General features: G+C 59.5%; 24 protein-coding genes. 7 read left to right on the top strand and 17 right to left on the bottom strand.

Annotated elements, in window-relative coordinates; all coding sequences use genetic code 11:
- Positions 1 to 326 precede the first annotated feature (326 nt).
- The 5 genes from PIB16_RS16745 to PIB16_RS16725 form a co-directional block, all read right to left on the bottom strand.
- Positions 327 to 1,265 carry an AraC family transcriptional regulator gene (locus PIB16_RS16745; RefSeq protein WP_271046035.1) on the bottom strand — a complete coding sequence of 313 codons (939 nt, stop codon included), beginning with the start codon at positions 1,263 to 1,265 and terminating at the stop codon, positions 327 to 329.
- Positions 1,266 to 1,350: 85 nt separating this feature from the next.
- Complete coding sequence (locus tag PIB16_RS16740) at positions 1,351 to 2,178, bottom strand: oxidoreductase (protein ID WP_271045963.1); 828 nt, start codon at positions 2,176 to 2,178, stop codon at positions 1,351 to 1,353.
- A gap of 126 nt (positions 2,179 to 2,304) precedes the next feature.
- Positions 2,305 to 3,237, bottom strand: coding sequence for a DMT family transporter (locus PIB16_RS16735; protein WP_271045962.1), 933 nt, complete (start codon positions 3,235 to 3,237; stop codon positions 2,305 to 2,307).
- A gap of 51 nt (positions 3,238 to 3,288) precedes the next feature.
- Positions 3,289 to 3,957 (bottom strand): DsbA family oxidoreductase, encoded by a 669-nt coding sequence (locus PIB16_RS16730; protein WP_078052686.1) that lies wholly within the window; start codon positions 3,955 to 3,957, stop codon positions 3,289 to 3,291.
- Positions 3,958 to 4,002: 45 nt separating this feature from the next.
- Entirely contained in the window at positions 4,003 to 5,850 is a 1,848-nt protein-coding gene (locus PIB16_RS16725; protein WP_271045961.1) for an extracellular solute-binding protein, read from the bottom strand.
- Between the two features lie 306 nt (positions 5,851 to 6,156).
- Between PIB16_RS16725 and PIB16_RS16720 the strand changes: the two genes are divergently transcribed.
- Positions 6,157 to 6,813, top strand: a complete 657-nt coding sequence (locus PIB16_RS16720; protein WP_174039291.1) for an invasion associated locus B family protein — start codon at positions 6,157 to 6,159, stop codon at positions 6,811 to 6,813.
- A 92-nt stretch (positions 6,814 to 6,905) separates the two neighbouring features.
- On the opposite strand, the gene hspQ is transcribed toward PIB16_RS16720, so the two are convergent.
- The 4 genes from hspQ to PIB16_RS16700 all read right to left on the bottom strand — a co-directional run bounded on the left by hspQ (position 6,906) and on the right by PIB16_RS16700 (position 10,164).
- On the bottom strand, positions 6,906 to 7,235 hold the full coding sequence (gene hspQ, locus PIB16_RS16715) for a heat shock protein HspQ (protein ID WP_271045960.1): 330 nt from the start codon (positions 7,233 to 7,235) through the stop codon (positions 6,906 to 6,908).
- Between the two features lie 88 nt (positions 7,236 to 7,323).
- On the bottom strand, positions 7,324 to 8,244 hold the full coding sequence (locus PIB16_RS16710) for a DMT family transporter (RefSeq protein WP_078052688.1): 921 nt from the start codon (positions 8,242 to 8,244) through the stop codon (positions 7,324 to 7,326).
- A gap of 100 nt (positions 8,245 to 8,344) precedes the next feature.
- Positions 8,345 to 9,754: a type I glutamate--ammonia ligase gene (glnA, locus tag PIB16_RS16705; RefSeq protein WP_003523416.1), complete on the bottom strand. Its 1,410-nt coding sequence runs from the start codon at positions 9,752 to 9,754 to the stop codon at positions 8,345 to 8,347.
- A 71-nt stretch (positions 9,755 to 9,825) separates the two neighbouring features.
- Positions 9,826 to 10,164 (bottom strand): P-II family nitrogen regulator, encoded by a 339-nt coding sequence (locus PIB16_RS16700; RefSeq protein ID WP_003515720.1) that lies wholly within the window; start codon positions 10,162 to 10,164, stop codon positions 9,826 to 9,828.
- Between the two features lie 358 nt (positions 10,165 to 10,522).
- Between PIB16_RS16700 and PIB16_RS16695 the strand changes: the two genes are divergently transcribed.
- Complete coding sequence (locus PIB16_RS16695; protein WP_271045959.1) at positions 10,523 to 11,998, top strand: NAD(P)H-hydrate dehydratase; 1,476 nt, start codon at positions 10,523 to 10,525, stop codon at positions 11,996 to 11,998.
- A 258-nt stretch (positions 11,999 to 12,256) separates the two neighbouring features.
- Here the strand turns inward: PIB16_RS16695 and PIB16_RS16690 are convergent, their stop codons facing one another.
- Together PIB16_RS16690 and PIB16_RS16685 are read right to left on the bottom strand one after the other, a co-directional pair.
- On the bottom strand, positions 12,257 to 13,297 hold the full coding sequence (locus PIB16_RS16690) for a GlxA family transcriptional regulator (RefSeq protein ID WP_065655157.1): 1,041 nt from the start codon (positions 13,295 to 13,297) through the stop codon (positions 12,257 to 12,259).
- A 271-nt stretch (positions 13,298 to 13,568) separates the two neighbouring features.
- Positions 13,569 to 13,787 (bottom strand): hypothetical protein, encoded by a 219-nt coding sequence (locus PIB16_RS16685; RefSeq protein ID WP_080856461.1) that lies wholly within the window; start codon positions 13,785 to 13,787, stop codon positions 13,569 to 13,571.
- A 126-nt stretch (positions 13,788 to 13,913) separates the two neighbouring features.
- Here PIB16_RS16685 and PIB16_RS16680 point away from each other — a divergent pair, with 126 nt between their 5' ends.
- The gene (locus PIB16_RS16680) at positions 13,914 to 14,852 is read left to right on the top strand and encodes a LysR family transcriptional regulator (RefSeq protein WP_020810641.1); all 939 of its coding nucleotides are present in this window, start codon (positions 13,914 to 13,916) and stop codon (positions 14,850 to 14,852) included.
- A gap of 53 nt (positions 14,853 to 14,905) precedes the next feature.
- Here PIB16_RS16680 and PIB16_RS16675 read toward each other — a convergent pair whose 3' ends face one another.
- Complete coding sequence (locus tag PIB16_RS16675; RefSeq protein ID WP_271045958.1) at positions 14,906 to 15,826, bottom strand: methylenetetrahydrofolate reductase; 921 nt, start codon at positions 15,824 to 15,826, stop codon at positions 14,906 to 14,908.
- A gap of 90 nt (positions 15,827 to 15,916) precedes the next feature.
- Entirely contained in the window at positions 15,917 to 16,693 is a 777-nt protein-coding gene (locus PIB16_RS16670) for a formyl transferase (RefSeq protein ID WP_271046034.1), read from the bottom strand.
- 192 nt (positions 16,694 to 16,885) lie between these two features.
- Between PIB16_RS16670 and PIB16_RS16665 the strand changes: the two genes are divergently transcribed.
- Both PIB16_RS16665 and PIB16_RS16660 read left to right on the top strand, forming a co-directional pair.
- On the top strand, positions 16,886 to 17,047 hold the full coding sequence (locus tag PIB16_RS16665) for an entericidin A/B family lipoprotein (protein WP_003495552.1): 162 nt from the start codon (positions 16,886 to 16,888) through the stop codon (positions 17,045 to 17,047).
- Positions 17,048 to 17,165: 118 nt separating this feature from the next.
- On the top strand, positions 17,166 to 17,918 hold the full coding sequence (locus PIB16_RS16660; protein ID WP_371259442.1) for a phosphodiester glycosidase family protein: 753 nt from the start codon (positions 17,166 to 17,168) through the stop codon (positions 17,916 to 17,918).
- Positions 17,919 to 17,927: 9 nt separating this feature from the next.
- Here the strand turns inward: PIB16_RS16660 and PIB16_RS16655 are convergent, their stop codons facing one another.
- A complete protein-coding gene (locus PIB16_RS16655; protein ID WP_065655212.1) occupies positions 17,928 to 18,278 on the bottom strand; it encodes a hypothetical protein in 351 nt (116 codons plus the stop codon).
- 656 nt (positions 18,279 to 18,934) lie between these two features.
- On the opposite strand from PIB16_RS16655, the gene PIB16_RS16650 reads away from it, so the two are divergent.
- The gene (locus PIB16_RS16650) at positions 18,935 to 20,338 is read left to right on the top strand and encodes an L-serine ammonia-lyase (RefSeq protein ID WP_174036089.1); all 1,404 of its coding nucleotides are present in this window, start codon (positions 18,935 to 18,937) and stop codon (positions 20,336 to 20,338) included.
- Between the two features lie 65 nt (positions 20,339 to 20,403).
- Positions 20,404 to 20,838, top strand: a complete 435-nt coding sequence (locus PIB16_RS16645; RefSeq protein ID WP_035260632.1) for a DUF1489 family protein — start codon at positions 20,404 to 20,406, stop codon at positions 20,836 to 20,838.
- 85 nt (positions 20,839 to 20,923) lie between these two features.
- Here PIB16_RS16645 and PIB16_RS16640 read toward each other — a convergent pair whose 3' ends face one another.
- The 3 genes from PIB16_RS16640 to PIB16_RS16630 form a co-directional block, all read right to left on the bottom strand.
- The gene (locus PIB16_RS16640; RefSeq protein WP_003523403.1) at positions 20,924 to 21,532 is read right to left on the bottom strand and encodes a transglutaminase-like cysteine peptidase; all 609 of its coding nucleotides are present in this window, start codon (positions 21,530 to 21,532) and stop codon (positions 20,924 to 20,926) included.
- A gap of 194 nt (positions 21,533 to 21,726) precedes the next feature.
- Positions 21,727 to 21,975 (bottom strand): hypothetical protein, encoded by a 249-nt coding sequence (locus tag PIB16_RS16635; RefSeq protein ID WP_271045957.1) that lies wholly within the window; start codon positions 21,973 to 21,975, stop codon positions 21,727 to 21,729.
- 257 nt (positions 21,976 to 22,232) lie between these two features.
- The gene (locus PIB16_RS16630; RefSeq protein ID WP_080856456.1) at positions 22,233 to 22,850 is read right to left on the bottom strand and encodes a PilZ domain-containing protein; all 618 of its coding nucleotides are present in this window, start codon (positions 22,848 to 22,850) and stop codon (positions 22,233 to 22,235) included.
- Positions 22,851 to 22,890 lie beyond the last annotated feature (40 nt).

Genomic DNA, 22,890 nt, shown 5'->3' with positions numbered 1-22,890 from the left:
GCTTTCGAGAGGTTGCCGATCCATAGCGGACCGATGAGCATGGGGCTTTACCCCCCTCTGCCCTGCCGGGCATCTCCCCCTCAAGGGGGGAGATCGGCAAGAGGCGCTACCATCGCTTCACGCGTAAGCTTCAAGGTGGGCGAGACCTTGCCGCAGATCGATCTCCCCCTTGAGGGGGAGATGCCCGGCAGGGCAGAGGGGGGTAAAGCCCCACGCGCATCGGTCCGCTGTCAATGGACAACCTCCCCAAAGCCAACACCGACGCGGAAAGCGAAACGCAGCTTCCGGCCTTTGGCCGGTAGCTGCTGACGACGCTCTGTTCAATGTCAGTGCATCCCTCGCCATTGGGCTGGCGTCACGCCTTCCCAGGTTCGAAACGCCCGATAGAACGAGCCGGTGTCCTGGAAACCCAGCAGGAAGGCTATCTCTTCAATTCCATTGCGTTTGTCTGAAAGCAGGTCGCGGCCGAGTTCCTGCCGCGCCTGCTCAATGAGCGCTCGATAGTTCGATCCCTGTTCGGTGATACGACGCTGTAGGGTTCTTTCGCTCATGCCGAGTTCGCGCGCCACCTCGGAAATCTCCGGCTTGCCGCTTGCGATGCGGCGTTTGATCAGAATCTTGACCTGCTCCGGCAGCGAGGATTGCGCCTCGATCTCCCCAAGGGAGGTCGCAAGCGCGGGCTCCAGTATAGCCAGCAGTTCGGGATTATGGCCGGCAAAGGGAAGATCGAGATCGTTGCGTTTCAGCACCATGGCATTCTGCGGACAGCCGGTGCGGATGGGTGCATTGAAATAACTCCGATGGACGTCGGAAACAGGTCCACGGCGAATCATCTCCACTCGAACCGGGGTGACGTGTCTGCCGGTGCCCCGCCGCCCCAGTTCCAGAAGGGCGGCGAAAGTGACGTCGGCCGCAGCGTCCGGCTCGGCCTCGTCAGTGTGCAACCATCTTACGGCGATCCGGGCCTCGCCGCCGTTTTCCGTTACCGAAAGCTCTTCCGGGGTGCACAGCCGCTTGAAGCGGGCCAGGCGGTGCAACCCGTCGCGATAGTCGCGGGCAAAGAAGGCTGACATGGTGGCGGGTGGATGCATCGCCGTGTCTGTCTCGACCGTCATCCGGACGCCGATGGCCGGATCCTGCGACAGGGCCTCGACCGCCCGCCACAGGTCGAAATATTGCGCCGTGGTCAACCATGCATCCGGGGCGATGTGCAGCGTTGCGGGAAGCTTCGCCTGCCGCAGCAGAGCCGGAGCGGGCAGCCCAATACGCTCCGCCGCCCGCCAGAAAGCCTGGGGCAGCCTGCACCTGTCGCTCAAATCCCTGCTCATGATCCGACCTCCGGCCTTCTTTCTACATCTGGCTTCTGATCAGCCTGTCGAAGGCCCGGTCGCCGAACCATTTGCGCACGCCGATCATCAGCCGGGCGTATTTGCCGGCCGCATAACGTGTCTTTGGGCGGGCGGACCTGACCGCCTTGCTCACCACGTCGGCAATGACCTCGGGATCGGTGCCCATACCCTTACCGTAGCTTCGGTCCATGGAAGCCGCAACGCTCTGCGCCATCTTCGCATAAGGGCCGTTTGCCGAGCGTTCGAGGAGACCCTGCGCTGCGGCAGCGCCGAAACCGGTCTCGATCAGGCCCGGCTCGACCACCACGACGCGGATGCCGAATGGCTCGGCTTCCAGCCGCAGACTGTCCGACCAGCCTTCCAGCGCGTGTTTGGTCGCGTGATACCAGGCACCCAGAACGGTGTAGATCTTACCACCCATCGAGGTGATGTTGACGATGGTGCCTTTGCTCCTTGCGCGCATGGCCGGCATAAGGAGTTGGGTCAGACGGGCGGTGCCGAAAACGTTGACCTCGAACTGGTAGCGCGCCTCGTCGAGCGGAATCTCCTCGACGGGGCCGTAGAGCCCGTAGCCGGCATTGTTCACGAGCACATCGACGCCACCGGATCGTGCGGTAATCGCGGCAACGGTGGCGACGATGTCCTCGTCGCTTGAGATGTCCATGCGCAGCGCAATCGCGCCCAGCTTTTCCAGATCCGCCATCCTGTCTATGCTGCGCGCGGCGACATAGACGAGATAGCCATCGGCGATCAGGCGTTTGGCGATGCTTTTGCCCATGCCGGATGATGCGCCGGTAACGAGGGCGGTCGGTTGGGTTCGTATGTTCATGTCGGCACCTCTTGCTCTTGGAGAGTGCCAACATAAGTCGCGCATCGTGCCATCGCAGTGGCGGAACACGCCATTTTTATGGTGCAAGCCGCCAGGTCTCGTCTTTCAACCTTATGAGGGGCAAACTTATGAGGGATTTTCCGGCGTGATGCCGACGGCCACGTTCTGGTCGGTGGCGGCGATCGAGGCGGGCAGCGGCACCTTTCTCTGCTTCTCGCGGATCAGCGTCAACAGGCCGGAGCCGACGATGAGGGCGATGCCGACCAGCATCCAACCGTCGATACGGTCGCCGAAAATCAGGTAACCGAACAGGATGGCCCAGAGCATCTGGCTATATTGCGTCGGTCCGATCATGGCGGCGGGCGCATATTGGGCGGCATACATGACCAGGACGTTGCCAAGCGCCCCGAGCAGGCCATATCCCGCCAGCAGCAGCCATTGCTCGCCCGCTGGCATGACAAAAGTCGGCACCATGGCGATACCGCTGATGGTGAGACAGCCGAGCACGCCGGCACCATAAAGCGAGACGTTCTTTTCCGATGGCCCCATGGCGCGGAAAATGACAATGCTGAGCGCACCGCTGAAGCCGCCGATGATCGCGCCGAGATGGCCGATGCCGAGTTCGCGGAAGCCCGGACGCAGGATGACCAGCACGCCGAGGAAACCGATGATGACGGCCGACCAGCGCTTGATGCCCACCTGTTCCTTCAGGAACACCACCGACATGATGGTGACGAAGGAAGGGAGCAGGAAGATCAGCGCGAAGGCTTCCGCCATGGAAAGATGGGTGAAAGCGGTCACGCTGCCCACTGCGCCGGTGCCGGCTGCAAAAAAGCGAATGATCCACAAGGGGCGGTTCGTCGTCTTCACCACATCCACCCAGTGATCATTGCGCTTGCGAATGAAGGGCAGGGCGACGAGGCCGAAAAGGGCGCCGAAGAAGGCCGATTCGATTGGTGAAATCTGGCCTTCTATGAGTTTAACGCTTGCATCGCTCCAGGCGTAGGCAGCGAAGGCGGCAAAGGCGAGCAGAATGCCTTTCAGGGTCTGGTCGGACACGGAAACACCGGCGAAAAATCGAGTTGATGAAAACCGCCGGTGGTTTGACCGTCAGTTCATCGATCTATGCTCGTCCGCCTTGATTTTTGCAATATCCCGCAGTGCAGCAATCAATACCTCCGGCGTTTGTGCACCGCTTATGGCGTATTTCTGGTCGATGATGAAGAAGGGCACGCCGGCGACGCCCATTTGCTGCGCCGCATCGATTTCGGCGATGACGGTGTCCTTGTCGGCGTCGGAGGCGAGAAGCCGCGCCACGACCTTGGCGTCCATGCCGGATTTTTCGGCCACATCGGTCAGCACCGCGTGATCGCCGATGTTGCGCCCTTCCTCGAAATTGGCCTTGAACAGGGCGGTGACGACCTTTTCCTGAATATCGCGGCCTTCGGAATGCGCCCAGAGCGACAGCCGATGGGCGTCGAGCGTGTTCGGGCCGATCTTGATCGCATCGAAATCGTAATTGATGCCGACTTCCCTGCCGAGCTGTACCAGCGTGGCATGCGCCTGTTCGAGGCGCTCCTTGCCGAGCTTTTCCTCGAGAGCGGCTTTCTGGTCAACGCCTTCTGGCGGGTAATCCGGGTTGAGGCGGTAAGGACGCCAGTTCACGTCGACGCTGATTTCGTCCTGCACCTCGGCAATGGCGAGATCGAGCCTTGCCTTGCCGAGATAACACCACGGGCAGACCATATCCGATACGACGTCGACAACGATGCGTTCCATGGTTTTATCTTCCCTTTTCTCTGCCGGGGATGGGTGCGGTGCGGTTTATTGCGCCCGCGCATCCCACCAGGTCTGTTTCTGATTGCCGGATATCGGCGTCATATCCGGGCGGTCGATATATTTCCAGCGGGCCACCCATTGCGCGCCGATATAATAGAGCGGAATGACATAGTGGCCGGCAACGAGAAGGCGGTCGTAACCGCGCACCGCCGCCTGAAAATCCTCCGTCGACCTTGCCTGCAGCAGGGCCTCGATCATGCGGTCTATATCGGGATTTGCAGCACCCGCATAGTTGAAGCTGCCCTGCGCATCCCGCGAGAGCGAACTCCAGCGGTTGAGCTGTTCCATGCCCGGTGAGAGCGAGGAGGGCAGGGAGCGGATGATCATATCATAGTCGAAGCTGTTCGAGCGGGCCTGATATTGACCGTCATCGACCGAGCGGATGCCCATGGCGACGCCGATCAGGTTGAGCGAACGCTGATAGGCAAGCGCGATGCGCTCCTGCGCCGGGTTCTGCGTCATGATTTCGAAGGCAAGCTGACGGCCGCTGGCGTCGGACATTCTGCCGTTCTTGATGCTGTAGCCAGCCTCTTTCAGCTTGTCGACGGCCATTTTCAGAACTTTGCGGTCCGCGCCGGTGCTATCGGTGGTCGGCATGGCATAGGTTCCCGCCAGCAGTTCCGGCGGCATGGTTTTCGCCGCGTCGCCAAGCAGGGCAAGCTCGCGCTCGTCTGCGGCATTGCCGTAGGCCCCGAGCGGGGAGTTCTGCCAGTAACTCTGCGTGCGCTTGAAGGAGCCTCCGAGGATGTTCTTGTTCATCCATTCGAAATCGAGCGCATAGGACAGGCCCTCGCGCACCTTTTCGTCGGCGAAGACGGCGCGGCGGGTGTTGAAAACGAGGCCGAACATGCCGGTGGGCAGACGCGGCTGGAAGACGTCCTTGACGATATCGCCGCGATGGACGGCCGGGAAATTGTAAGCCTGTCCCCAGTGGGAGGTATCGGACGTGCCGTTGATGGCGTCGCCTTCAGGATAAATGTCGATATCACCCTTCTTGAAGGCCTCGAACATGGTGGTGACCTGAAGGAAATAGGTGACGCTGATCTCGTCGTAATTGTCGAAGCCGACCTTGCCGGGAATATCCTTGCCCCAATAGTCCGGGTTCCGCTCCCAGATGATTCGTTCGCCCGGCCGCAGGGTTTTGATTCGGTATGGACCCGAACCGACGACCGGGCCGAGGCCCGCCTGCTCGAATTTTCCCGGATCGATCGCATGTTTCGGCAGGATCGGGGTGGAGGAGGCGAGAATGAGCGGCGTTTCGCGGTTCGCCTTGTCATTGAAGGTGAAACGTACGCTGCGATCGCCGATTTTTTCCAGCTTCGCCACGCCGTCCAGACGGGTGTTGAAGGGTGGGCGGCCTTTTTCCTTCAGGAGATTGAAGGTGAAGATGACGTCATCTGCGGTCACCGGCTCGCCGTCGGACCATTTTGCCTTCGGGTTAAGGTTGAACTGGACGAAGCTGCGCTCCTCATCCCACTCCGCGGTTTCGGCGAGCAGGCCGTAAAGGCTGAAAGGCTCGTCGCTGGAGCGAAGCATCAGCGGTTCGTAAAGAAGATTGCCGAATTCCGGGTCCCAGACGCCGCGTGCGGTGGTGCGCATTCCCTTGAGAACGAAGGGATTGAGGCTGTCGAAGGTGCCGACGACGCCGTAAGAGATTCGGCCGCCTTTCTTCACGTCCGGATTGACGTAAGGGAAGTGGCGGAAATCTGCCGGCATGGCAGGCGTACCATGCATGGAAATGCCGTGAAGCGGCTGTGCCAGGGCGGTTCCGGCGGGAAGCAGGGATGATCCCAGAAGGAACAATGCGGGGATGAAGGCCGCAAGGTTGCGCATGTCACTATCCTGTCTCAACGGTCAGTCCGATATGTGGACCTGACCGGTTATCGTCATGATTCTGGCAGATATGTAGCACACGGACATTGCATGACCCATGCAACGGCGGGAAATCTTGGGTCAGCTCAAGAAAAAGTTAAAGAAGTGCTGGATATCGCCGCGATCGGCATGTAACAGGGGGACCGGAAGAGACGGGTCACGCATTTGCCTCATTTAAACGACAGTTGAACGGGCAGAAGGATACCGCCATCGGCGAACAGGATCTTGCGGTTCTGTTCTGGCAGACATTCAGGAGACGGAACTCTTATGATGCACAAGGCAAACACATTCACCCGGACGGCTCTGTCCGCTCTGGTCCTTTCTCTCGGCGCAATTTCCGCTCCGGCCATCTCGCAGGCTCAGGATGCTGCTCCCGCCGCTCAGGGCGCTGGCGCTCCGCCGCTCGGCTGGTTCAAGACCTGCTCCAAGCAGGAAGACAACGATGTCTGCGTCGTGCAGAACGTGGTTCTTGCCCAGAACGGCCAGATGATCACCGCCGTCGGCCTCATCACCGTTGAAGGCAAGGTCAACCGCAAGCTGCTGCAGGTCTCCGTTCCGACCGCGCGTCTCGTTCCTCCGGGCGTGATGATGCAGATCGATGGCGGCAAGGGCCAGAAGCTCGATTACGCCGTTTGCCTTCCCGACAAGTGCACGGCTGAAGTTCCGCTGACGGACGCCATGATCGCTTCCCTGAAGAAGGGTAGCGAGGTGGTCTTCACCTCCATCAACTTCCGCCGCGCGCCGAACCCCATCAAGATCGCGCTCTCCGGCTTCACCGGCGCCTATGACGGCCCGGCGATCACCCAGTCGCAGCTTGCCGAAAGCCAGCGCAGCCTGCAGGAAGGCATGCAGAAGAAGGCTGAAGAGGCTCGCAAGAAGCTGGAAGCCGCACAGGACGCCGCCAAGGGCGCGCCGAAGCCCTGATTGCAGCGTAAGCTCCAAAAACAGGAAAACCGGTCTGGCGACAGACCGGTTTTTTTATGCCCCTGGGAGGGAGGGGAGACATTTGGCGGGCGTCAATGCGCCGTCGACATTTTCGGGCGCCATTCGCCGTTCGGCGCCTTGTCGAAGATGCGGCCGATATTGGGGTTTCGGAGCGGCGTATCGTTTTCGTCGTGGACGAGGTTCTGTTCGGAAACATAGGCGACATATTCCGTCTCCTCGTTTTCGGCCAGAAGATGATAGAAGGGCTGGTCGCGATCCGGCCTGATTTCCGCAGGGATGGCGTTCCACCATTCCTCGGTATTGGCATATTCCGGGTCCACGTCGATCACCACACCGCGGAACGGAAACACCTTGTGGCGGACGATTTCGCCAAGCGTGAATTTTGCGTTTCTTTGTTTCATGGCATGTACTTCCTTTCCCAATACTAGTTGGTATCGGAATGCGAAATATCAAGACCTAGCGGTCTTGGCGCCGGTCTGCCTTCCGCGTTCAGCGCCTTCCGCCGATGGGCGCGGTGGCGATGATGACGCCGCCGGTGACGAGCACGATGCCGACGGCGTGATAGGTCTCGAAAGTCTCCCCCAGGAACAGCGTGGCCATGAGAATCGAGACCGGCGGCATCATGTAAAGCGTGACGCCAGCGGTGGCGGGACCGAAGACGCGCACCGTATGAGTGAAGCAATAAAAGGCCAATAGTGAGGCAAACAGGATGATGCCGCCGATCTTGGCCCAGGCCATTGGCGTGGCGGGCAACATGCCGCCCTGCGCCAGTTCCAGAGCCGCTGGCGGCAGAAGCACGAGCGCGCCGGAAAAGGCGATAAGGCCGAAAAGGCTGAAAGAGGCCATCTGCCGTGCGGCAGGATCGCGCAGCAGCAGCGAATAGACCGCAAAGGCGATGGCCGCCGTCAGGATCGCGAAATCGCCAATGTTGAAATTCAGGTGCCAGAGAGCGGAGATATCGCCCTTGAGCACGATGGCCGCCACGCCGGCAAAGGCGATGACCATGCCCGCCACTTCCAGCTTCCGGATCGGGCGGCCCTGGAAGACGCGCTGGAACAGGATGATGAACAGCGAGGACGTGGTGTAGATCAGCGTGCCGTTGGCGGCCGTCGTCATGGTCAGCCCCCAATAGACCACGCCGCCGCAGATGCCCATGCCGAGAATGCCGAGGACGAGCCAGAGCAGCGTTTTCCGCCGTACGAAGGCAAGGCAGTTGCGCCAGTCGGCGATCATGAAGGGGGCGATGATGAGGGTCGAGCCGATCCAGCGGATGAAGGCGGCGATGAAAGGCGAGACTTCGCCGACGACGCCACGGCCGAAAATGACATTGCTGGAGAAAAAGAACGGCACCGCCAGAAAGATGAGCCAGTCCGTGAGGCGCGTTTGCTGAGAGGCTGGCTTGTTCGACATTCTTCGCAATGATGGCTGGGCTTCAAAAGAAAACGGCGGCTTTCCAGGGAAAACCGCCGGAATGGATGGAGCGCCCCGATGGGAGCGCTCCAAAGGCCGATCAGGCCGAGTAGTACATGTCGAATTCGACCGGATGCGGGGTCATTTCGAAACGCATGACTTCCTGCATCTTCAGCTCGATGAACGAGTCGATCTGGTCGTCGTCGAACACGCCGCCGGCGGTCAGGAACTTGCGATCCTTGTCGAGGCTTTCCAGCGCTTCGCGCAAGCTACCGCAGACGGTCGGGATCTTTTTCAGTTCCTTCGCAGGAAGGTCGTAAAGGTCCTTGTCCATCGGCTTGCCGGGGTGGATCTTGTTCTTGATGCCGTCGAGGCCGGCCATCAGCATGGCCGCAAAACCGAGATAGGGGTTCTGGGTCGGATCCGGGAAGCGGACTTCGACGCGCTTTGCCTTCGGGTTGGAGCCGAAGGGAATACGGCACGATGCGGAACGGTTGCGCGCGGAGTAGGCGAGCAGAACCGGCGCTTCATAACCCGGCACCAGACGCTTGTAGGAGTTGGTGGTGGGGTTGGTGAAGGCGTTGATGGCCTTGGCGTGCTTGATGATACCGCCGATGTAATAGAGGCAGGTCTCGGAAAGACCGGCATATTCGTCACCTGCGAAGGTCGGCTTGCCGCCCTTCCAGATCGACTGGTGAACGTGCATGCCCGAGCCGTTGTCGCCGAAGATCGGCTTCGGCATGAAGGTTGCCGTCTTGCCATAGGCATTGGCGACCTGGTGCACGACGTACTTGTAGATCTGCATCTTGTCGGCGCTGGAGACGAGCGTGTCGAATTTCACGCCCAGCTCGTGCTGTGCGGCAGCCACTTCGTGGTGGTGCTTTTCGACGACCACGCCCATTTCGGCCAGAACCGTCAGCATTTCAGAGCGCATGTCCTGCAGGCTGTCGATCGGCGGAACCGGGAAATAACCGCCCTTGACGCGCGGACGGTGGCCGAGGTTGCCGGTCTCGTAGTCGGTGTCGTCGTTGGATGGCAGTTCGGACGAGTCGAGCTTGAAGCCGGTGTTGTAGGGATCGGCCTTGTACTTCACGTCGTCGAAGACGAAGAATTCCGGCTCGGGACCGACGAAAACGGTGTCGCCGATGCCGGATGCCTTGAGGTAGGCTTCGGCCTTCTTGGCGGTGCCGCGCGGGTCGCGGTTATAGGCTTCGCCCGAGACCGGGTCGAGGATGTCGCAAAGGACGACCAGGGTGGACTGGGCGAAGAACGGGTCGATATGGGCGGTGGCCGGATCGGGCATCAGCACCATGTCGGACTCGTTGATGGCCTTCCAGCCGGCGATCGAGGAGCCGTCGAACATGACGCCATCGGCGAACATGTCTTCGTCCACACAGACAACATCCATGGTGACGTGCTGCAGCTTGCCCTTGGGGTCGGTAAAGCGCAGGTCCACGAACTTGATGTCGTTATCCTTGATCTGCTTCAAGATATCGTTTGCGGTCGTCATTTAAACGTTTTCCTTGAGTGTGATGATGACGAGGTGAAAACCCAAGCCTCCCCGGCTCGGGACGTTCTTGATTATATGGCGTCCACGCCTGTTTCACCGGTACGGATGCGGATGACTTCCTCGACATTGGAAACGAAAATCTTTCCGTCGCCGATACGTCCTGTCTGCGCCGCATTGCGGATCGCCTCGATGACGGCTTCCGCATTCTCATCCGCCAATACGACTTCGACTTTCACTTTCGGCAAAAAGTCCACGACGTACTCCGCTCCGCGGTAGAGTTCCGTGTGGCCCTTCTGACGACCAAAGCCTTTTGCTTCCGTGACCGTGATTCCCTGAAGTCCGACTTCCTGAAGGGCTTCCTTCACTTCATCGAGCTTGAAAGGCTTAATGATCGCTTCGATCTTTTTCATGAGAAAATATCTCTCCGCTTCTCCCGTTAAAGCAGGTAACTCCCGCTCTGCCACAAGAATGCACGTATTGTGCCAGATCGGAAGCGGGCTTGAAGAAAAAACTTCGATCCCCCGGCTTTCCGACACAAAATGCATTCGCTTTTTGCGCTTTTCCAGCCAATTTCTCGCGGAAACCCGAAAAATCCATCAGCATTTCTGTGAATTTGTATTATTTTAGTTGATTTGAATATTTGGAAAGGTGCGAACAGGGGAATGGTCGTTTGTTTATATTTTATGCATTTGTCTATTATTTAGACATGGCAATTTGCTTATTTTTGTATCGATTGCCTTTCCGGCGTTTTGAAGGGATGATCGGGACATGAAATCCCTTCCGCGCCTCTTCCTTATCGACCCTGTTGCCATGGCCCGCATCGATGCGGCGGCCGGGCAATCCGGCATTCCTCTTTATGACCTGATGGAGCGGGCGGGGCAGGCCGTTGTGGCCTCGGTGCTGCGTTACTATCCGCAGGCGCAGCGTTTCGTCGTGCTCTGCGGGGGTGGCAACAATGGCGGCGATGGTTATGTGGCGGCGCGGGCGCTTTTGCAGAGCGGGGCGGTCGTCGCGGTTTATCATCTCGGTGATGTCGGTGCGCTCAGTGGCGATGCACGGACGGCATTCGAGCGGAGCGGCGTGACGCCGTTGCCGCTTGATGGCTATGCGCCTCTTGCCGGTGACGTGGTGATCGATGCGGTGTTCGGGGCCGGATTGTCCCGCGATGTTCCGCAGGAGCTTATCCGGGTGATCGAGGCGGTCACGCGGGCGAAGGTGCCGGTTCTCGCCGTCGACCTGCCCTCGGGCCTCTGCGGCAGGCGGGGCGTGCCTCTCGGCGTATCCTTCAGGGCTGAGCGGACGGTGACCTTCATGGCGCGCAAGCCGGGTCATCTGCTGATGCCGGGGCGGGAGCTTTGTGGAACGCTCGAGGTGTTCGATATCGGCATTCCGTCCCGCATCCTTGACGCCCATGCGGGATCGGTGGCGGAAAATGATCCGCTGATCTGGCGGGATGCCTTGCCTCATGCCGATATGGAAACCCATAAATTCCGTCGCGGGCATCTGACCGTCTTTTCCGGCCCGGCCCATGCGACGGGCGCAAGCCGCATGACCGCGCTTTCGGCGCTGAAGGCGGGGGCGGGGATCGTCACCATCGCTGCGCCTAGGCAAGCGCTCGATGTGCTCTCCGTCACGCTGACGGCGGTGATGAACGCACCGGTGGACGATGCCGACGATCTGCGGTCGTGGCTGGACGATGGGCGTCATGGCGCTTTCGTTCTCGGCCCGGGTTTCGGCGACCTCGAAAAGGCGCGGCAATTCGTGTCCCTGCTTGAAGACAGGGCGGCGGTGCTGGATGCCGATGCGATCACGGCTTTCAGGGATCACAGGGAGGCTCTGTTTGCGCGTGTCACGTCGGGCACAGGCAAATTCGTGCTGACGCCGCATGAGGGCGAATTTGCGCGACTGTTTCCCGATCTTGCCGCCGACAAGATGCTGAGCAAGATCGAGAAGGCGCAGGTCGCCTCGGCCCGCAGCGGCGCCGCGCTGGTCTATAAGGGCGCGGATACGGTGATTGCAGCGCCGGATGGCCGGGCGCTGGTCAACACCAATGCTCCCGCGAGCCTTGCGACAGCTGGATCAGGCGATGTGCTGGCCGGTATCATCGGCGCGCTGCTGGCACAGGGCGCGCCTGCCTTCGAGGCGGCCGCGGCCGGGGTCTGGCTGCATGGCGAGGCAGGCCATAGGGCAGGCGACGGCTTGACGGCGGAAGACCTTGCCCATGCGGTTCGGCCGTTTGGGTGAAGTGGTCTGATTGTGTTTGGTAGCCGCTGACAGGTTCGGTGGTTTAGCAAAGTTCCATCATCCCCACTCCGTCACCCCGGACTTCATCCGGAGTCCAGCGCGATCAAGTCCTTGATCGCGAAAGACTCTTCTCACGGCGCAGACGCGCCGTGACTGGATGCCGGATCATCCTCGGGCTTGTTCCGGGGACCGGCATGAGGGAGGAGCGGTTTTTTATCCTGAAACAAGCTCCGTCGCGTTTGCGGCATTAGCCCGCATTCAATGCGCAGCCTTGCCTGCCTGGCTCGCCATCGCCATTCGCGATGCGCTGATGAGGAGTTTGCGTTCGGCGCGCTCCTGCTGCGGCGTGCGATTGTAGATTTCGCGATAACACTTGGAAAAATGCGAGGCGGAGACAAAACCGCAGGCGACGGCGACTTCGACCACTGGCATGGCCGATTGCACCAGCAGGTGGCGGGCGCGGTCGAGGCGGATTTCGAGATAATAGCGGGCGGGTGAGCGACCCATTTCCTGGCGGAAGAGGCGCTCCACCTGCCGGCGCGACAGATCGGCGGCGTCGGCGATATCGAGCAGCGACAGCGGTTCGGCAAGATTACCTTCCATCAATTCAATGATCGACAGGACCTTGCTGTTCTGCACGCCGAGGCGGGCGCGCAGCGGCAGGCGCTGGCGGTCATTGGGGCTGCGCACCCGGTCGGTCAATTGCTGTTCGCAGACGCGGTTGACGAGGTTTTCGCCGAAATCCTGACCGATCAGGCTCAGCATCATGTCGAGCGAGGCCGTGCCACCGGCGCATGTATAGATGTTGCTATCGACTTCGAAGAGGTCGGCATAGACTTCCACCTGCGGGAAGGCCTCGGAAAAACCGGGCAGGTTTTCCCAGTGGATCGCGCAGCGCTTGCCGTTCAAGAGGCCGGCCTGCGCGAGAATATGGGCGGCGGTACAGAGGCTGCCGATGGCGATGCCGCGATTATAGGCTTCGCGCAGCCAGGCATTGACGGATTTGTTGATGTGTTGATCCACATCGATGCCCGAACAGATGATCGCCATTTCCGGGCGGTTTTCGCCGTTGACGTAGCGCCGCTCATCGGCAAGACAGGTATCGGGCTCAAGACAGATGCCGCTTGACGACATGACCTTCTGGCCATCGAGCGAGGAGAGACGCCACTCATAGGCCTGATAGCCCAACATTCGGTTGGCGATGCGAAGCGTTTCAACCGCTGCGGCGAATGGCAGCATGGTAAATTGCGGAATGAGAAAAAAGACGATTGAGCGCTTCTTCTGGGAGTTTCTGCTCATTTGCCCGTGCTCCGTTGCGAATACGCAATTCCTCCCTTGGAATTGGTCTTCTGGATGTCCTGTCTACGACATCTTTAACGAAAAATACGCCGTGGAATCGGGGCTGTCAAAAAATCGCTTTTGAAATATGCAAATTTTGCGACAAGCATTTAAAAAAGGCGGCGTGTCGCATGTAAAACAGGCACGCTATTTTACGCCCTTGTCCCTCCATCCGAAGGGCGGGCAGGGATGGCTCGCACGTCTGGAAACGTTGCGGGCCACCGGTTGAATGTCATCTGCGGATGACGTTTATGCGGCTGTTGTCCGTCGTCGGCCATCCGATATCCTTCAATGTTTCAGGTGGCAATGCTTCCAGTGCGCGAAGCATTTTTTCGCGACGCCATGCGGCGTAACGGGCGGCAACATGGTCGGACAGGCGATGAAGCCAGCCGCTTGATGACGGACGGTGTGAGGAACGGTTCGTCACCGGGAGATAATGTATCATGGTCATGTCTTGATCCTTTCCTGAACCACGATCCTGTTTGCGACTTCGGTATGCGCTTGCCGACGAGGCTAAATCCGCCCCGTCAATCGATGTCCCGGATGGTGCGCGCTTGTTGACATTCAATCAAACGAAATGATATCCATCTATAAATCAAAATATTTGAAGGTGCGTGCCATGACCGTGACTTTCCGCCAACCGCTGCCGTTGCTGGATAACGACATATTGAGAACCTTCGTCGCCATCGCGGAAACGGGAAATTTCTCCACCGCCGCGGAAGTGGTGTTCAGAACACCGTCTGCGGTTTCCATGCAGATCAAGAAGCTTGAGGAGCAGTTGAAAACGACGCTTTTCCTGCGCGATGCCCGTTCGGTGACATTGACGGCGCATGGGGAGACGCTTTTGACCTATGCGCGGCGCATGATTGCGCTGTCCAACGAGGCTGTGTCACGTTTCGTCATGCCGGAGCTTTCCGGCGTCGTCCGTCTCGGTGCGCCGGAGGATATTGGCGAGCGTGGCCTGCTGCCGGGCATTCTCAAGCGTTTTGCCGAGGCTTTCCCCGGCATCATGATCGACGTCACCATCGATTCCAGCTCCAATCTTTATAAGCGCATGGATGAGCAGAGGCTCGATCTTGCCCTCGTCAACTGTGCCTCCCATCCCCTTCGGGATACGGGCGAGGTGCTGATGCGCGAGCGTCTGGTCTGGGCGGGTGCAAAGTGTGGCACGGCCTATCTGCGCGATCCGCTGCCAATCTCCATCTGGGAAGAGGGCTGCATCTGGCGCTCGGAAGCGATCCATTCGCTGGAAAAGCGCGGCCGTAATTTCCGCGTGGCCTATCTCAGCGGCCATACCATGGCGCAGCGCGCGGCGATTGCCGCCGATCTCGCCATCGCGCCGCTGCCGCGATCCTATGTGCAGAACGACATGGTCATTCTGGGCGACAAGGAAGGCCTGCCGGAACTTGGCTGTTTCGATATCCGCCTGATCATGGGTGACAAGGCGTCGCGCCCCGTTCTTGCCGTGGCTGAAAGCATTCGAAACGCTTTTGTCGAAGTCGCCAAGGCGGCCTGAGATATTGGAGGTGCGCGGCGGCCGTGGCCCGTCGCGCCGTTAGAATCGCGGTTTTAGCCGGTCATTGAATCCGGCGATGCCGAACTGTCCACCGCGCCGGTTTGCCAGCTTCCGCGCTTGACCAGCCAGTCGGCCGAATTCTGCAATCCTCCGAAGGGGAAGACGTGAATTTGCCGGATCTGCCCCTGCGGATTGGCCTGCCAGTGCCGCTCGATCGGCCCGACGATGCTTTCCGGTGAATGGCCCTTGGCAAGCGTCGTCAGCGAAAGCGCGTTCTTCTTGAGATAGGCGATGGAATTGCCGACGCCGCAAAGCGCGGCATATTTCAAAAGCGTCGTGATCTTGGCCGGGCCGGAAACGCCGATATGCACCGGAAGCTCGATGCCTGACGCCGCTAACCCTTCCGCCCAGGCGATGAAACGCGCGGGATCGAAACCGAACTGGGTGACGATGCGCATTGCGGCATCGCTTCTTTCGGCAAAATCGCGTTTCAGCCTGAGTGCGGCCATCGCCGTTTCGTCGTTGAAATCCGGGCTGCCTTCCGGGTGGCCGGCGATGGCGATCTGCCCTATACCGCAACGGTCGAAAATGCCGGTGGACAGCATGTCCATGCTGGATGCGAAGGGACCGGCCGGGCGGTCGACGCCGCCGCCGACAACCAGAACATCGGTTACGCCCGCTTCTCCGGCAAGCCGTTTTACCTGTTCCTCAAACGCTGCGCGGGAGGAGATGCGCCGCGCTGCAAGATGCGGCACCGGCTCATAACCGAGATCGCGCAAATGTCCCGCGGCTTCGACGAGCCTTTCCTGCGAGGCGGCGCCAGTGTCAGTGAGATAGACGCGCACACCCTGCGGAAAGAGCCCGGCAAGGTCCGTCGAGCCAAGCACCTGCGCGGGCGAGGCTTCGATGGAGGCGGGAATGATGGAAGCGGTGGAGATATCGGGCAATTTGTGCGTGATCCTTTTTATTATCATGCACCTATTTTGCGGCGAAGTCTGTGCCTGTTGCGGCAAGACAGGCTTGCATCTGCGACGAAGCTCGGCCCCAATCAATGACGCGCGGTTTCACCAGATCCGTTTCGTCAGGCCATTCCAAAGCCATGTCCAGATGGTCGGCGGGAAGCGCAGTACCGATTTGCCGGGTGAGGGCGGCTGCGGCGCAAGGCTGCCGGAAAGGGCGTCCTCGATGGCGCTGATGGCGATATCCACCGAAGCGGCGGTCAAAAGCAGGGGATAGGTGGCAATCGTGTCGGAAGGGGATGGTTTCACCCGCTTCTCGTAGAGCGTGGCGCCGGTATCCACGCCCTTGTCGACCAGATGCACCGTTGCGCCGAAATTGCCGCGGTCTTTTTCCACCAGCGCCCAGTATCCGCCCATCTGCCCGCGATAGGCAGGATTGATACCGGCATGGAAATTGATGACCGGGCATTGCAGGGCCTGAAGCGTGGTCGGTGTCAGCAGGCGGCAGGAAATGGTGAAGATTGCCGCCGGTTTCAGCAGATTGGCGGCCTTGCGGCATTCCTCATCGTTGAGCGAGGCGAATTGGGTGACGGGGAGGCTGTGATGGAGATCGGGAGAAAGGCCGTGTTCGGCGATGATCGCATCGCTTCTGCGAAGCGTTAAGCGTTTGCCGAGCCGCGAGGCGATCATCGTCGCCATCTGGCCCGCAGCGACAATCCAGCCGAGCCGTCGCGCGCGCCGCCTGAGAATGACCGACTTGCTTTCCGGCTGCTCCATGAAAACATGGATGTCGGGAAATCGGGCCGCCAGCGCATTGATCATGACATTGGGGTTCACCCCGCCCGCCGTCATCACCAGAAGCCGATTGTTGATGTCAGTCATATCACCCACGGGATTTTCCTAAGCCATGATCCAGACGCCGAGTTTCACGCGTGAACTTCAAAACCATGTTAATTTTCATCGACAGGATTTTTTGAAATGCCGCTGGAACGTATTTTTGGGACTCACGTTATTGTGACGCATATCACATCGGTACTTGCCTTTGGACGGCAAGTCATAGGGGAGTAGTTTCACATGATCACACGCATTCTTTCGACCGTTTTCGTGGCTTTGTTGACCGTTGTCACCCTGAGCTCCTGTGGTAACACCATTCGCGGCATGGGTCGTGACACGGCGAACGCCGTCGACGCGACGCAGGATGCCGGCCGCAATGTGGACCGCGCCGCCCGTCGCTGACGACATCTCCCCTTAAAGGTCCGGCGTCATCCTGAAACACGGGTGACGCCTTTTCTTTGACCGAATTTTCCTGCGAATGTGCCCGTACGAGAATCACGGGGCGGGCATGAACGGATCGATGAAAAGACTGGCGAAGCTGCTGTTGCCATTGCTGTTGCCGTTTTCGGCTCAGGCCGGCGGGCAGGCAGATTTCTGCAGGATCATGGACCATGCCGGCGGTCGTTATACCGTCTGCAGTTTCGACCCGGCAAAAAGCACCATCCGGATATACGACCGCGATCATGTCTCCGGCCAGGGATATGGCTCGTTCGCCGCTCTCTCGTCGGCGCTGTGGCGGCAGCACATGTTCAGCGTCTTCGCCATGAACGGCGGCATGTACCATTCGGACTATTCCCCCGTCGGGCTCTTTATCGAAAATGGCATCGAACGCTCGCCGATCAGCACCGGCGGCGGCTGGGGCAATTTTCATCTTCTGCCCAATGGCGTGTTTTATCTGAAGGGGGCGGCGGCCGGCGTGCTGGAAACGCAGGCCTATCTGGCAGCGGATCCCAAGCCGGACTTCGCCACGCAATCCGGGCCGATGCTCGTCATCGATGGCAAGCTGCATCCGCGCTTTCTGCCCGATAGCGACAGCCTGAAGCGGCGCAACGGCGTCGGCGTTTCCCGCGATGGCATGGTGCATTTCGCCATTTCGGAAAATACCGTGCGCTTTTACGATTTCGCCACGTTGTTCAGGGATGTGCTGGACGCGCCGAATGCGCTCTATCTCGACGGCACCATATCCAGCGTCGATATTCCCGCAATGAAAAGGCGGGACTCGCTGTTCCTGATGGGGCCGATCATCGCTGTTGTCGACAGGGTGCCGGATTAGCCTGAACGATCAGATCGGCGCCTTGGGATAGGCTTTTTCGAGACCGGCCGATGCCGTCAGTCCCTTGCGGAAGGCGAGAAAGGCGGGGTGCTGGCTCGCCCTTGCTGTTTCCATGATGCGGATCTGCAGGCGGGCAGGGGCATTGCCGCCAAGCCATTCGCCGGTCGTTTCCAGCTTCAGGCTGTTGAGGAAGCGGGCATTGGTCTGCTGGTCAAGATAAAGATTGAGGCCAGCCAGCAGGTTCTCGTCCTGCAGGGCGTTTTCCATCAACAGCAGCACCCAGGCTTTATCCTCGCTTGCAAGCGAAGTGAGTTTCGATGCGACCGTTTCGCGATCGGGGAAGGAGGATGCCTGCTGCATGGGGTGACTCGCATCGTTGCCGTTGCCATCGTCGATAAAGCACAGGTCATGCCCTTTCAAGGCGCGACGCTTCAGCGCAAGAAATTCGATCGTAAGGTGTTTGGCCGGCGGGGTTTTCAACAGGTGTTTGTAGGAAAGCTTTAAATAACGGTTACACTTTAGCCTAAATTGCGGCGAAGCCCAAAATGGCGCTTCTACGGGCCTCACGCTAACACCTTGTTTTTTCACATACCTATGCGCGGGGCGAATGGCAGCCTGTCGAAAACGCCTTCATTTAGCCGCTTTTTGCATTTGCCTTCGCCGCCAGATTTTAATAAATGCTTGCCTCAACGGGCCGGGTCTTGAAGACCGCCCGGAGAGTGAATAGCTGGAGTAATCATGGAAGAAACCGCTCAGAAATCCTGCTGGGGCGTCACCTTGCGCGCACTTGCAGGCTTTGCCGCTTTTCTCGCATTGACGTACATTTTTGGCAGCCCATAAGCATCTCTCCTGAATGACGGGTTTTGAAACGGCGCGGTTTTCCTTTGGAAACCGTGCTGTTTTCGTTTGAGGTCAATTATGTCGCAGCTGCGCAAACCGCTGACGCTCTTTTGTGGCGATCCGTTTTGGCTTTGGATATGATGGTGGTGGAATCCATTCTCATCAAGGCGAACTTCATGTTTCTTTCGGTCTTTGACGTCTTCAAGATCGGTATCGGTCCTTCGAGCTCCCATACGATGGGGCCGATGACGGCAGCCAACCGCTTTCTGGCGCTGATCCTTAGCGATGAGTGGCCGCGGCCGGCAGGCGCGGCCGTTGCGCAGCTGAAGGTCAGCCTGCATGGCTCGCTCGCCTTTACCGGCATCGGGCACGGTACCGGGCGTGCCGTCATTCTCGGCCTCACCGGCGAACGGCCGGATATTGTCGACCCCGATGCGATGGACGCCATCATCGAGACGGTGGAAAAGGCTGGCACCGTGACGCCGCCCGACCATCCGTCCTATGTGTTCCGCCCGGCCGAAGATCTGGTCTTCGACAAGAAAAACCCGCTGCCCGGCCATGCCAACGGCATGATCTTTTCCGCCTTCGACAATCAGGGCAGGCTGCTCGTCAAGCGCATCTATTATTCCGTTGGCGGCGGTTTCGTCGTGACCGATACGGAGCTCGAGGCGATCAAGCAGCGTGGCAAGACAATCGATAACGGTCCGCGCGTGCCTTATCCCTTCGCCACCGCGCGGGAAATGCTGGATATGGCGGCCCGTTCCGGCCGCACCATCGCCCAGATGAAGCGGGCCAACGAGGAGACGGTGGTTTCCCGCGAGGAGCTGAACGAGCGTCTCGACCAGATCTGGGAGGCGATGAACGGCTGCATCGAGCGCGGCCTGAAAGTGGACGGCATCATGCCTGGCGGCCTGAAGGTGCGCCGCCGCGCCCGTTCCATTTACGAGAAGCTGAATGCGGAATGGCGCAGCAACCGGCTGAACCCGGTCATGGCCAATGACTGGCTGAGCGTTTACGCCATGGCGGTGAACGAGGAAAATGCCGCCGGCGGCCGCGTGGTGACTGCGCCGACCAACGGTGCGGCGGGCGTCGTTCCTGCCACCGTCAGATATTTCCGGCATTTCCATGAGGATGCGAGCGTCGATGACGTGCGCGACTTTTTGCTGACGGCGGCCGCCATCGGCGGCATCATCAAGCACAATGCCTCGATTTCAGGCGCGGAAGTGGGCTGTCAGGGCGAGGTGGGCTCGGCTTCCGCCATGGCGGCGGCAGGCCTTGCCGCGGTCATGGGCGGATCCCCGGAACAGGTGGAAAATGCCGCCGAGATCGCGCTCGAGCATCATCTCGGCATGACCTGCGATCCGATTGCCGGGCTTGTACAGGTGCCGTGCATCGAACGTAATGCCATGGGCGCGGTGAAAGCGGTGACGGCGGCCTCGCTGGCGCTGAAGGGCGACGGCCAGCATTTCGTGCCGCTCGACGCCTGTATCGAGACCATGCGCCAGACCGGCAACGACATGAGCGAGAAATACAAGGAAACCTCCACCGGCGGCCTTGCCGTGAACGTTGTGGAGTGCTGAACGGGCAGGGCGTCAGGCATGGTTGCCATGCTTGACGCCCGCCGCAAAAAGGCATTGATAGAACCATGCCTTTACATCTCATCAAACTTTGCGTCGGTGCGGATTCAATCCAGGACTTGAGAGACTGGGTCGCGCATCGTGCGCTGACCGCAATTGCCGCAGGCCTCGAGCCGCACAGCGTCCACACAACCCGGATGATCCCGAAACGTGTCGAGGAACTGCTCGAGGGCGGTTCGCTCTACTGGGTCATCAAGGGGCAGGTGCAGGCGCGGCAGAAACTTCTCGATATCCGCTCCTTCAAGGGCGAAGACGGTATTTCCCGCTGCGATCTCATTCTCGGCCCGGAGGTCATCGAAACCTCACCTGCGCCGAAGCGCCCGTTTCAGGGCTGGCGTTACTTGAAGGACGACGAGGCGCCCCGCGATCTCGGCGGCGGCACGGGCGGCGAGGACATGCCTTCCGATCTCAGGCGGGAACTGGCGGAGCTTGGGCTGCTCTGACGCTTAACGGATTTGACAATGAAAAAGCCGGCATCCTTGCGGAGCCGGCTTTTTCTTTTGGGGGGAGACGGGTCGTTTTCTGGCTTCAGTTGATGCCGCCGACCGCAGTGGTGGCGCGGCCATCCTGAATTTTCACCCAGCGGCCGGGATTGGCGGTGTCCTGGCGCTTCAGGTAGGTATATTCGGTTTCAGACCAGTTCATGACCTTGTTGCGCATGTTGTCGAGAACGAAATCGCCACGATCGGTGCGGACGGTCAGAACGGCGTGGCCTTCGCCATTCGGCTGCAGAACCACGGTGATCAACAGGTTGGAGGCGGAGAAGCCCTTGTTCATCAGCATCTTGCGCTTCAAGAGCACGAAGTCTTCGCAATCGCCGACCGTGGTGGGATAGGCCCAGCGTTCTTCAACGCCATAGATTTCCATGTCGGTCATCGGCGTGATGGTGGTGTTGACGGTGTAGTTGACGTCGAGCATCGTCTTCCAGCGCTCTTCGGTCAGCTTCATCGGGCCGTTGTCCAGCGAGGTCGGCTGGCATTCGCTCTGATAGGTCTGGCAGAATTCATAGTGGCCGATCGGCGGGTTGGCCTTGCCGATGACGCGCATGACGGCGGCCGGCGAGGCGCTTGCCTGATGCGCGAAGGCGCTGACGATGAATGCGATCAGAGTGAAAACGAAACGGTTGTTCTTGTTCATTGCTTGTCTCCCCGTGGTGAGAAGACATTCGCAGGTATATTTTGACCCGGCGGAAATTTGCGAAGCGCAATTTGAGCTTAAATTTCAGCAAATTAGCCGTTGTTTTGAACTGTATTCGAACTAGTTTTTATGCGTCTTTGAAGCAAATTTTATTACAATTTTACGCATCGTGGCTTTAGGTTTTTGGTAGCCATCTAGACCGCTGTATTGACAGCCATTTTCCGCGTGCTGCGGTTTCCGTGGTCGTGTGCGGCCGGCTTGCGGCGCGTGGCGAAGAGCTGGATTTCCCGTTTTGGGATGGCTGTTTCAGGCTGATACAGGCCGGAAAAAGCGACAAAAAAAACTTCAAAAAAACTGCATTTTTTCTGGAAAAAAGTTTTGCGGAGCGGTTTTCGCGCCGTGGATGAGCTGGCCAATGGCGCAACATGTTCCGCCGCGCTCATCCCTTTTACCGACTATGATGGGTCCAGGCCGGTCTGCCGTAGGCGTCAGGGCGTGAAAATGGAAGTTCGGTAACGAGAAATGAGAATGAAGAACCTGACGACAGGAGCGGCCCGATATGGCCGAAGACAGAACATAGCCCGTCAAGGCACCGTCCGGGAATCTTCGCAATTATGCGATTGGGTCGAGCGCAAAACGCGCCAAAAATGCTGCACGCATTCTTACGGGCGCAAAACCTGCCGTGTCCGGGTGGAATGAGTTAGAGAAATTCGATCAGTGCGTCGGGTGACTGGACGCGGTCGAATTCGACAGCGACGCCTTCCATGAAGTGGCGCACGATCTTGCCGCTCATGTTCTTGCCGAGCTGGACCCGGCTTCCGAGCGGCGGCCGGTTTTCGATCTCGATTGCCGCACCCGACAGGGAAAGGTCGATCAGCCGGCAGGCGACGAGCACGCCATCTTCCAGAACGAGCTGGGCTCTCGCATTGCGAGGTGTCAGGCGGTCGTGGCGGCGGTCTTCCGGCAGGCCGAGCAATTGACGCTTGGCGATCCAGGCGAGCTGCGCTGTGAGTTTTTCCCGCTTGCGCTCCGGCGCGTTGATGGCGATGAGGAAGCCCGATGCGGTGAGCGATGTCACCGTGCCTTCGATCCGGCCGATATGCTGGAGATAGGCGATGACGCGGTCACCGCGGCGGGCAATGCCCGAGCAGGTGAACTGCGCCCTTTCGGCGGTCATCTCGGTCGCGGTGCAATCATATTCTTCATGGTCGGGCAACATCAGGCGGCCGGTGAAGGACACACGGACGGCGTCGTCGAGATGAGCTTCCTCAACCGGACGCAGGATTTGGGCGGTGTTGACCGAGCGGGACGAAAACATGGGCAGCGCAATTGTAATGAATGATGACGGTAAATTTCTA

Source organism: Agrobacterium sp. ST15.13.015, assembly GCF_027871645.1.
GTDB classification, from domain to species: Bacteria; Pseudomonadota; Alphaproteobacteria; order Rhizobiales; family Rhizobiaceae; genus Agrobacterium; species Agrobacterium leguminum.
The sequence above is the reverse complement of the archived record's forward strand: the minus strand, read 5'-3'. Positions and strand labels throughout refer to the sequence as shown.

Bases quoted from the DNA above. Each gene is read 5' to 3' on its own strand.
- PIB16_RS16740 (WP_271045963.1), bottom strand. From the start codon at position 2,178: ATGAACATACGAACCCAACCGACCGCCCTCGTTACCGGCGCATCATCC.
- glnA (WP_003523416.1), bottom strand. From the start codon at position 9,754: ATGACGACCGCAAACGATATCTTGAAGCAGATCAAGGATAACGACATC.
- PIB16_RS16730 (WP_078052686.1), bottom strand. From the start codon at position 3,957: ATGGAACGCATCGTTGTCGACGTCGTATCGGATATGGTCTGCCCGTGG.
- PIB16_RS16685 (WP_080856461.1), bottom strand. From the start codon at position 13,787: ATGACCATGATACATTATCTCCCGGTGACGAACCGTTCCTCACACCGT.
- PIB16_RS16695 (WP_271045959.1), top strand. From the start codon at position 10,523: ATGAAATCCCTTCCGCGCCTCTTCCTTATCGACCCTGTTGCCATGGCC.
- PIB16_RS16725 (WP_271045961.1), bottom strand. From the start codon at position 5,850: ATGCGCAACCTTGCGGCCTTCATCCCCGCATTGTTCCTTCTGGGATCA.
- PIB16_RS16660 (WP_371259442.1), top strand. From the start codon at position 17,166: ATGAAAAGACTGGCGAAGCTGCTGTTGCCATTGCTGTTGCCGTTTTCG.
- PIB16_RS16635 (WP_271045957.1), bottom strand. From the start codon at position 21,975: ATGAGCGCGGCGGAACATGTTGCGCCATTGGCCAGCTCATCCACGGCG.
- hspQ (WP_271045960.1), bottom strand. From the start codon at position 7,235: ATGAAACAAAGAAACGCAAAATTCACGCTTGGCGAAATCGTCCGCCAC.
- PIB16_RS16670 (WP_271046034.1), bottom strand. From the start codon at position 16,693: ATGACTGACATCAACAATCGGCTTCTGGTGATGACGGCGGGCGGGGTG.
- PIB16_RS16655 (WP_065655212.1), bottom strand. From the start codon at position 18,278: ATGCAGCAGGCATCCTCCTTCCCCGATCGCGAAACGGTCGCATCGAAA.
- PIB16_RS16720 (WP_174039291.1), top strand. From the start codon at position 6,157: ATGATGCACAAGGCAAACACATTCACCCGGACGGCTCTGTCCGCTCTG.
- PIB16_RS16690 (WP_065655157.1), bottom strand. From the start codon at position 13,297: ATGAGCAGAAACTCCCAGAAGAAGCGCTCAATCGTCTTTTTTCTCATT.
- PIB16_RS16710 (WP_078052688.1), bottom strand. From the start codon at position 8,244: ATGTCGAACAAGCCAGCCTCTCAGCAAACGCGCCTCACGGACTGGCTC.
- PIB16_RS16645 (WP_035260632.1), top strand. From the start codon at position 20,404: ATGCCTTTACATCTCATCAAACTTTGCGTCGGTGCGGATTCAATCCAG.
- PIB16_RS16665 (WP_003495552.1), top strand. From the start codon at position 16,886: ATGATCACACGCATTCTTTCGACCGTTTTCGTGGCTTTGTTGACCGTT.
- PIB16_RS16675 (WP_271045958.1), bottom strand. From the start codon at position 15,826: ATGATAATAAAAAGGATCACGCACAAATTGCCCGATATCTCCACCGCT.
- PIB16_RS16650 (WP_174036089.1), top strand. From the start codon at position 18,935: ATGTTTCTTTCGGTCTTTGACGTCTTCAAGATCGGTATCGGTCCTTCG.
- PIB16_RS16680 (WP_020810641.1), top strand. From the start codon at position 13,914: ATGATATCCATCTATAAATCAAAATATTTGAAGGTGCGTGCCATGACC.
- PIB16_RS16700 (WP_003515720.1), bottom strand. From the start codon at position 10,164: ATGAAAAAGATCGAAGCGATCATTAAGCCTTTCAAGCTCGATGAAGTG.
- PIB16_RS16630 (WP_080856456.1), bottom strand. From the start codon at position 22,850: ATGTTTTCGTCCCGCTCGGTCAACACCGCCCAAATCCTGCGTCCGGTT.
- PIB16_RS16640 (WP_003523403.1), bottom strand. From the start codon at position 21,532: ATGAACAAGAACAACCGTTTCGTTTTCACTCTGATCGCATTCATCGTC.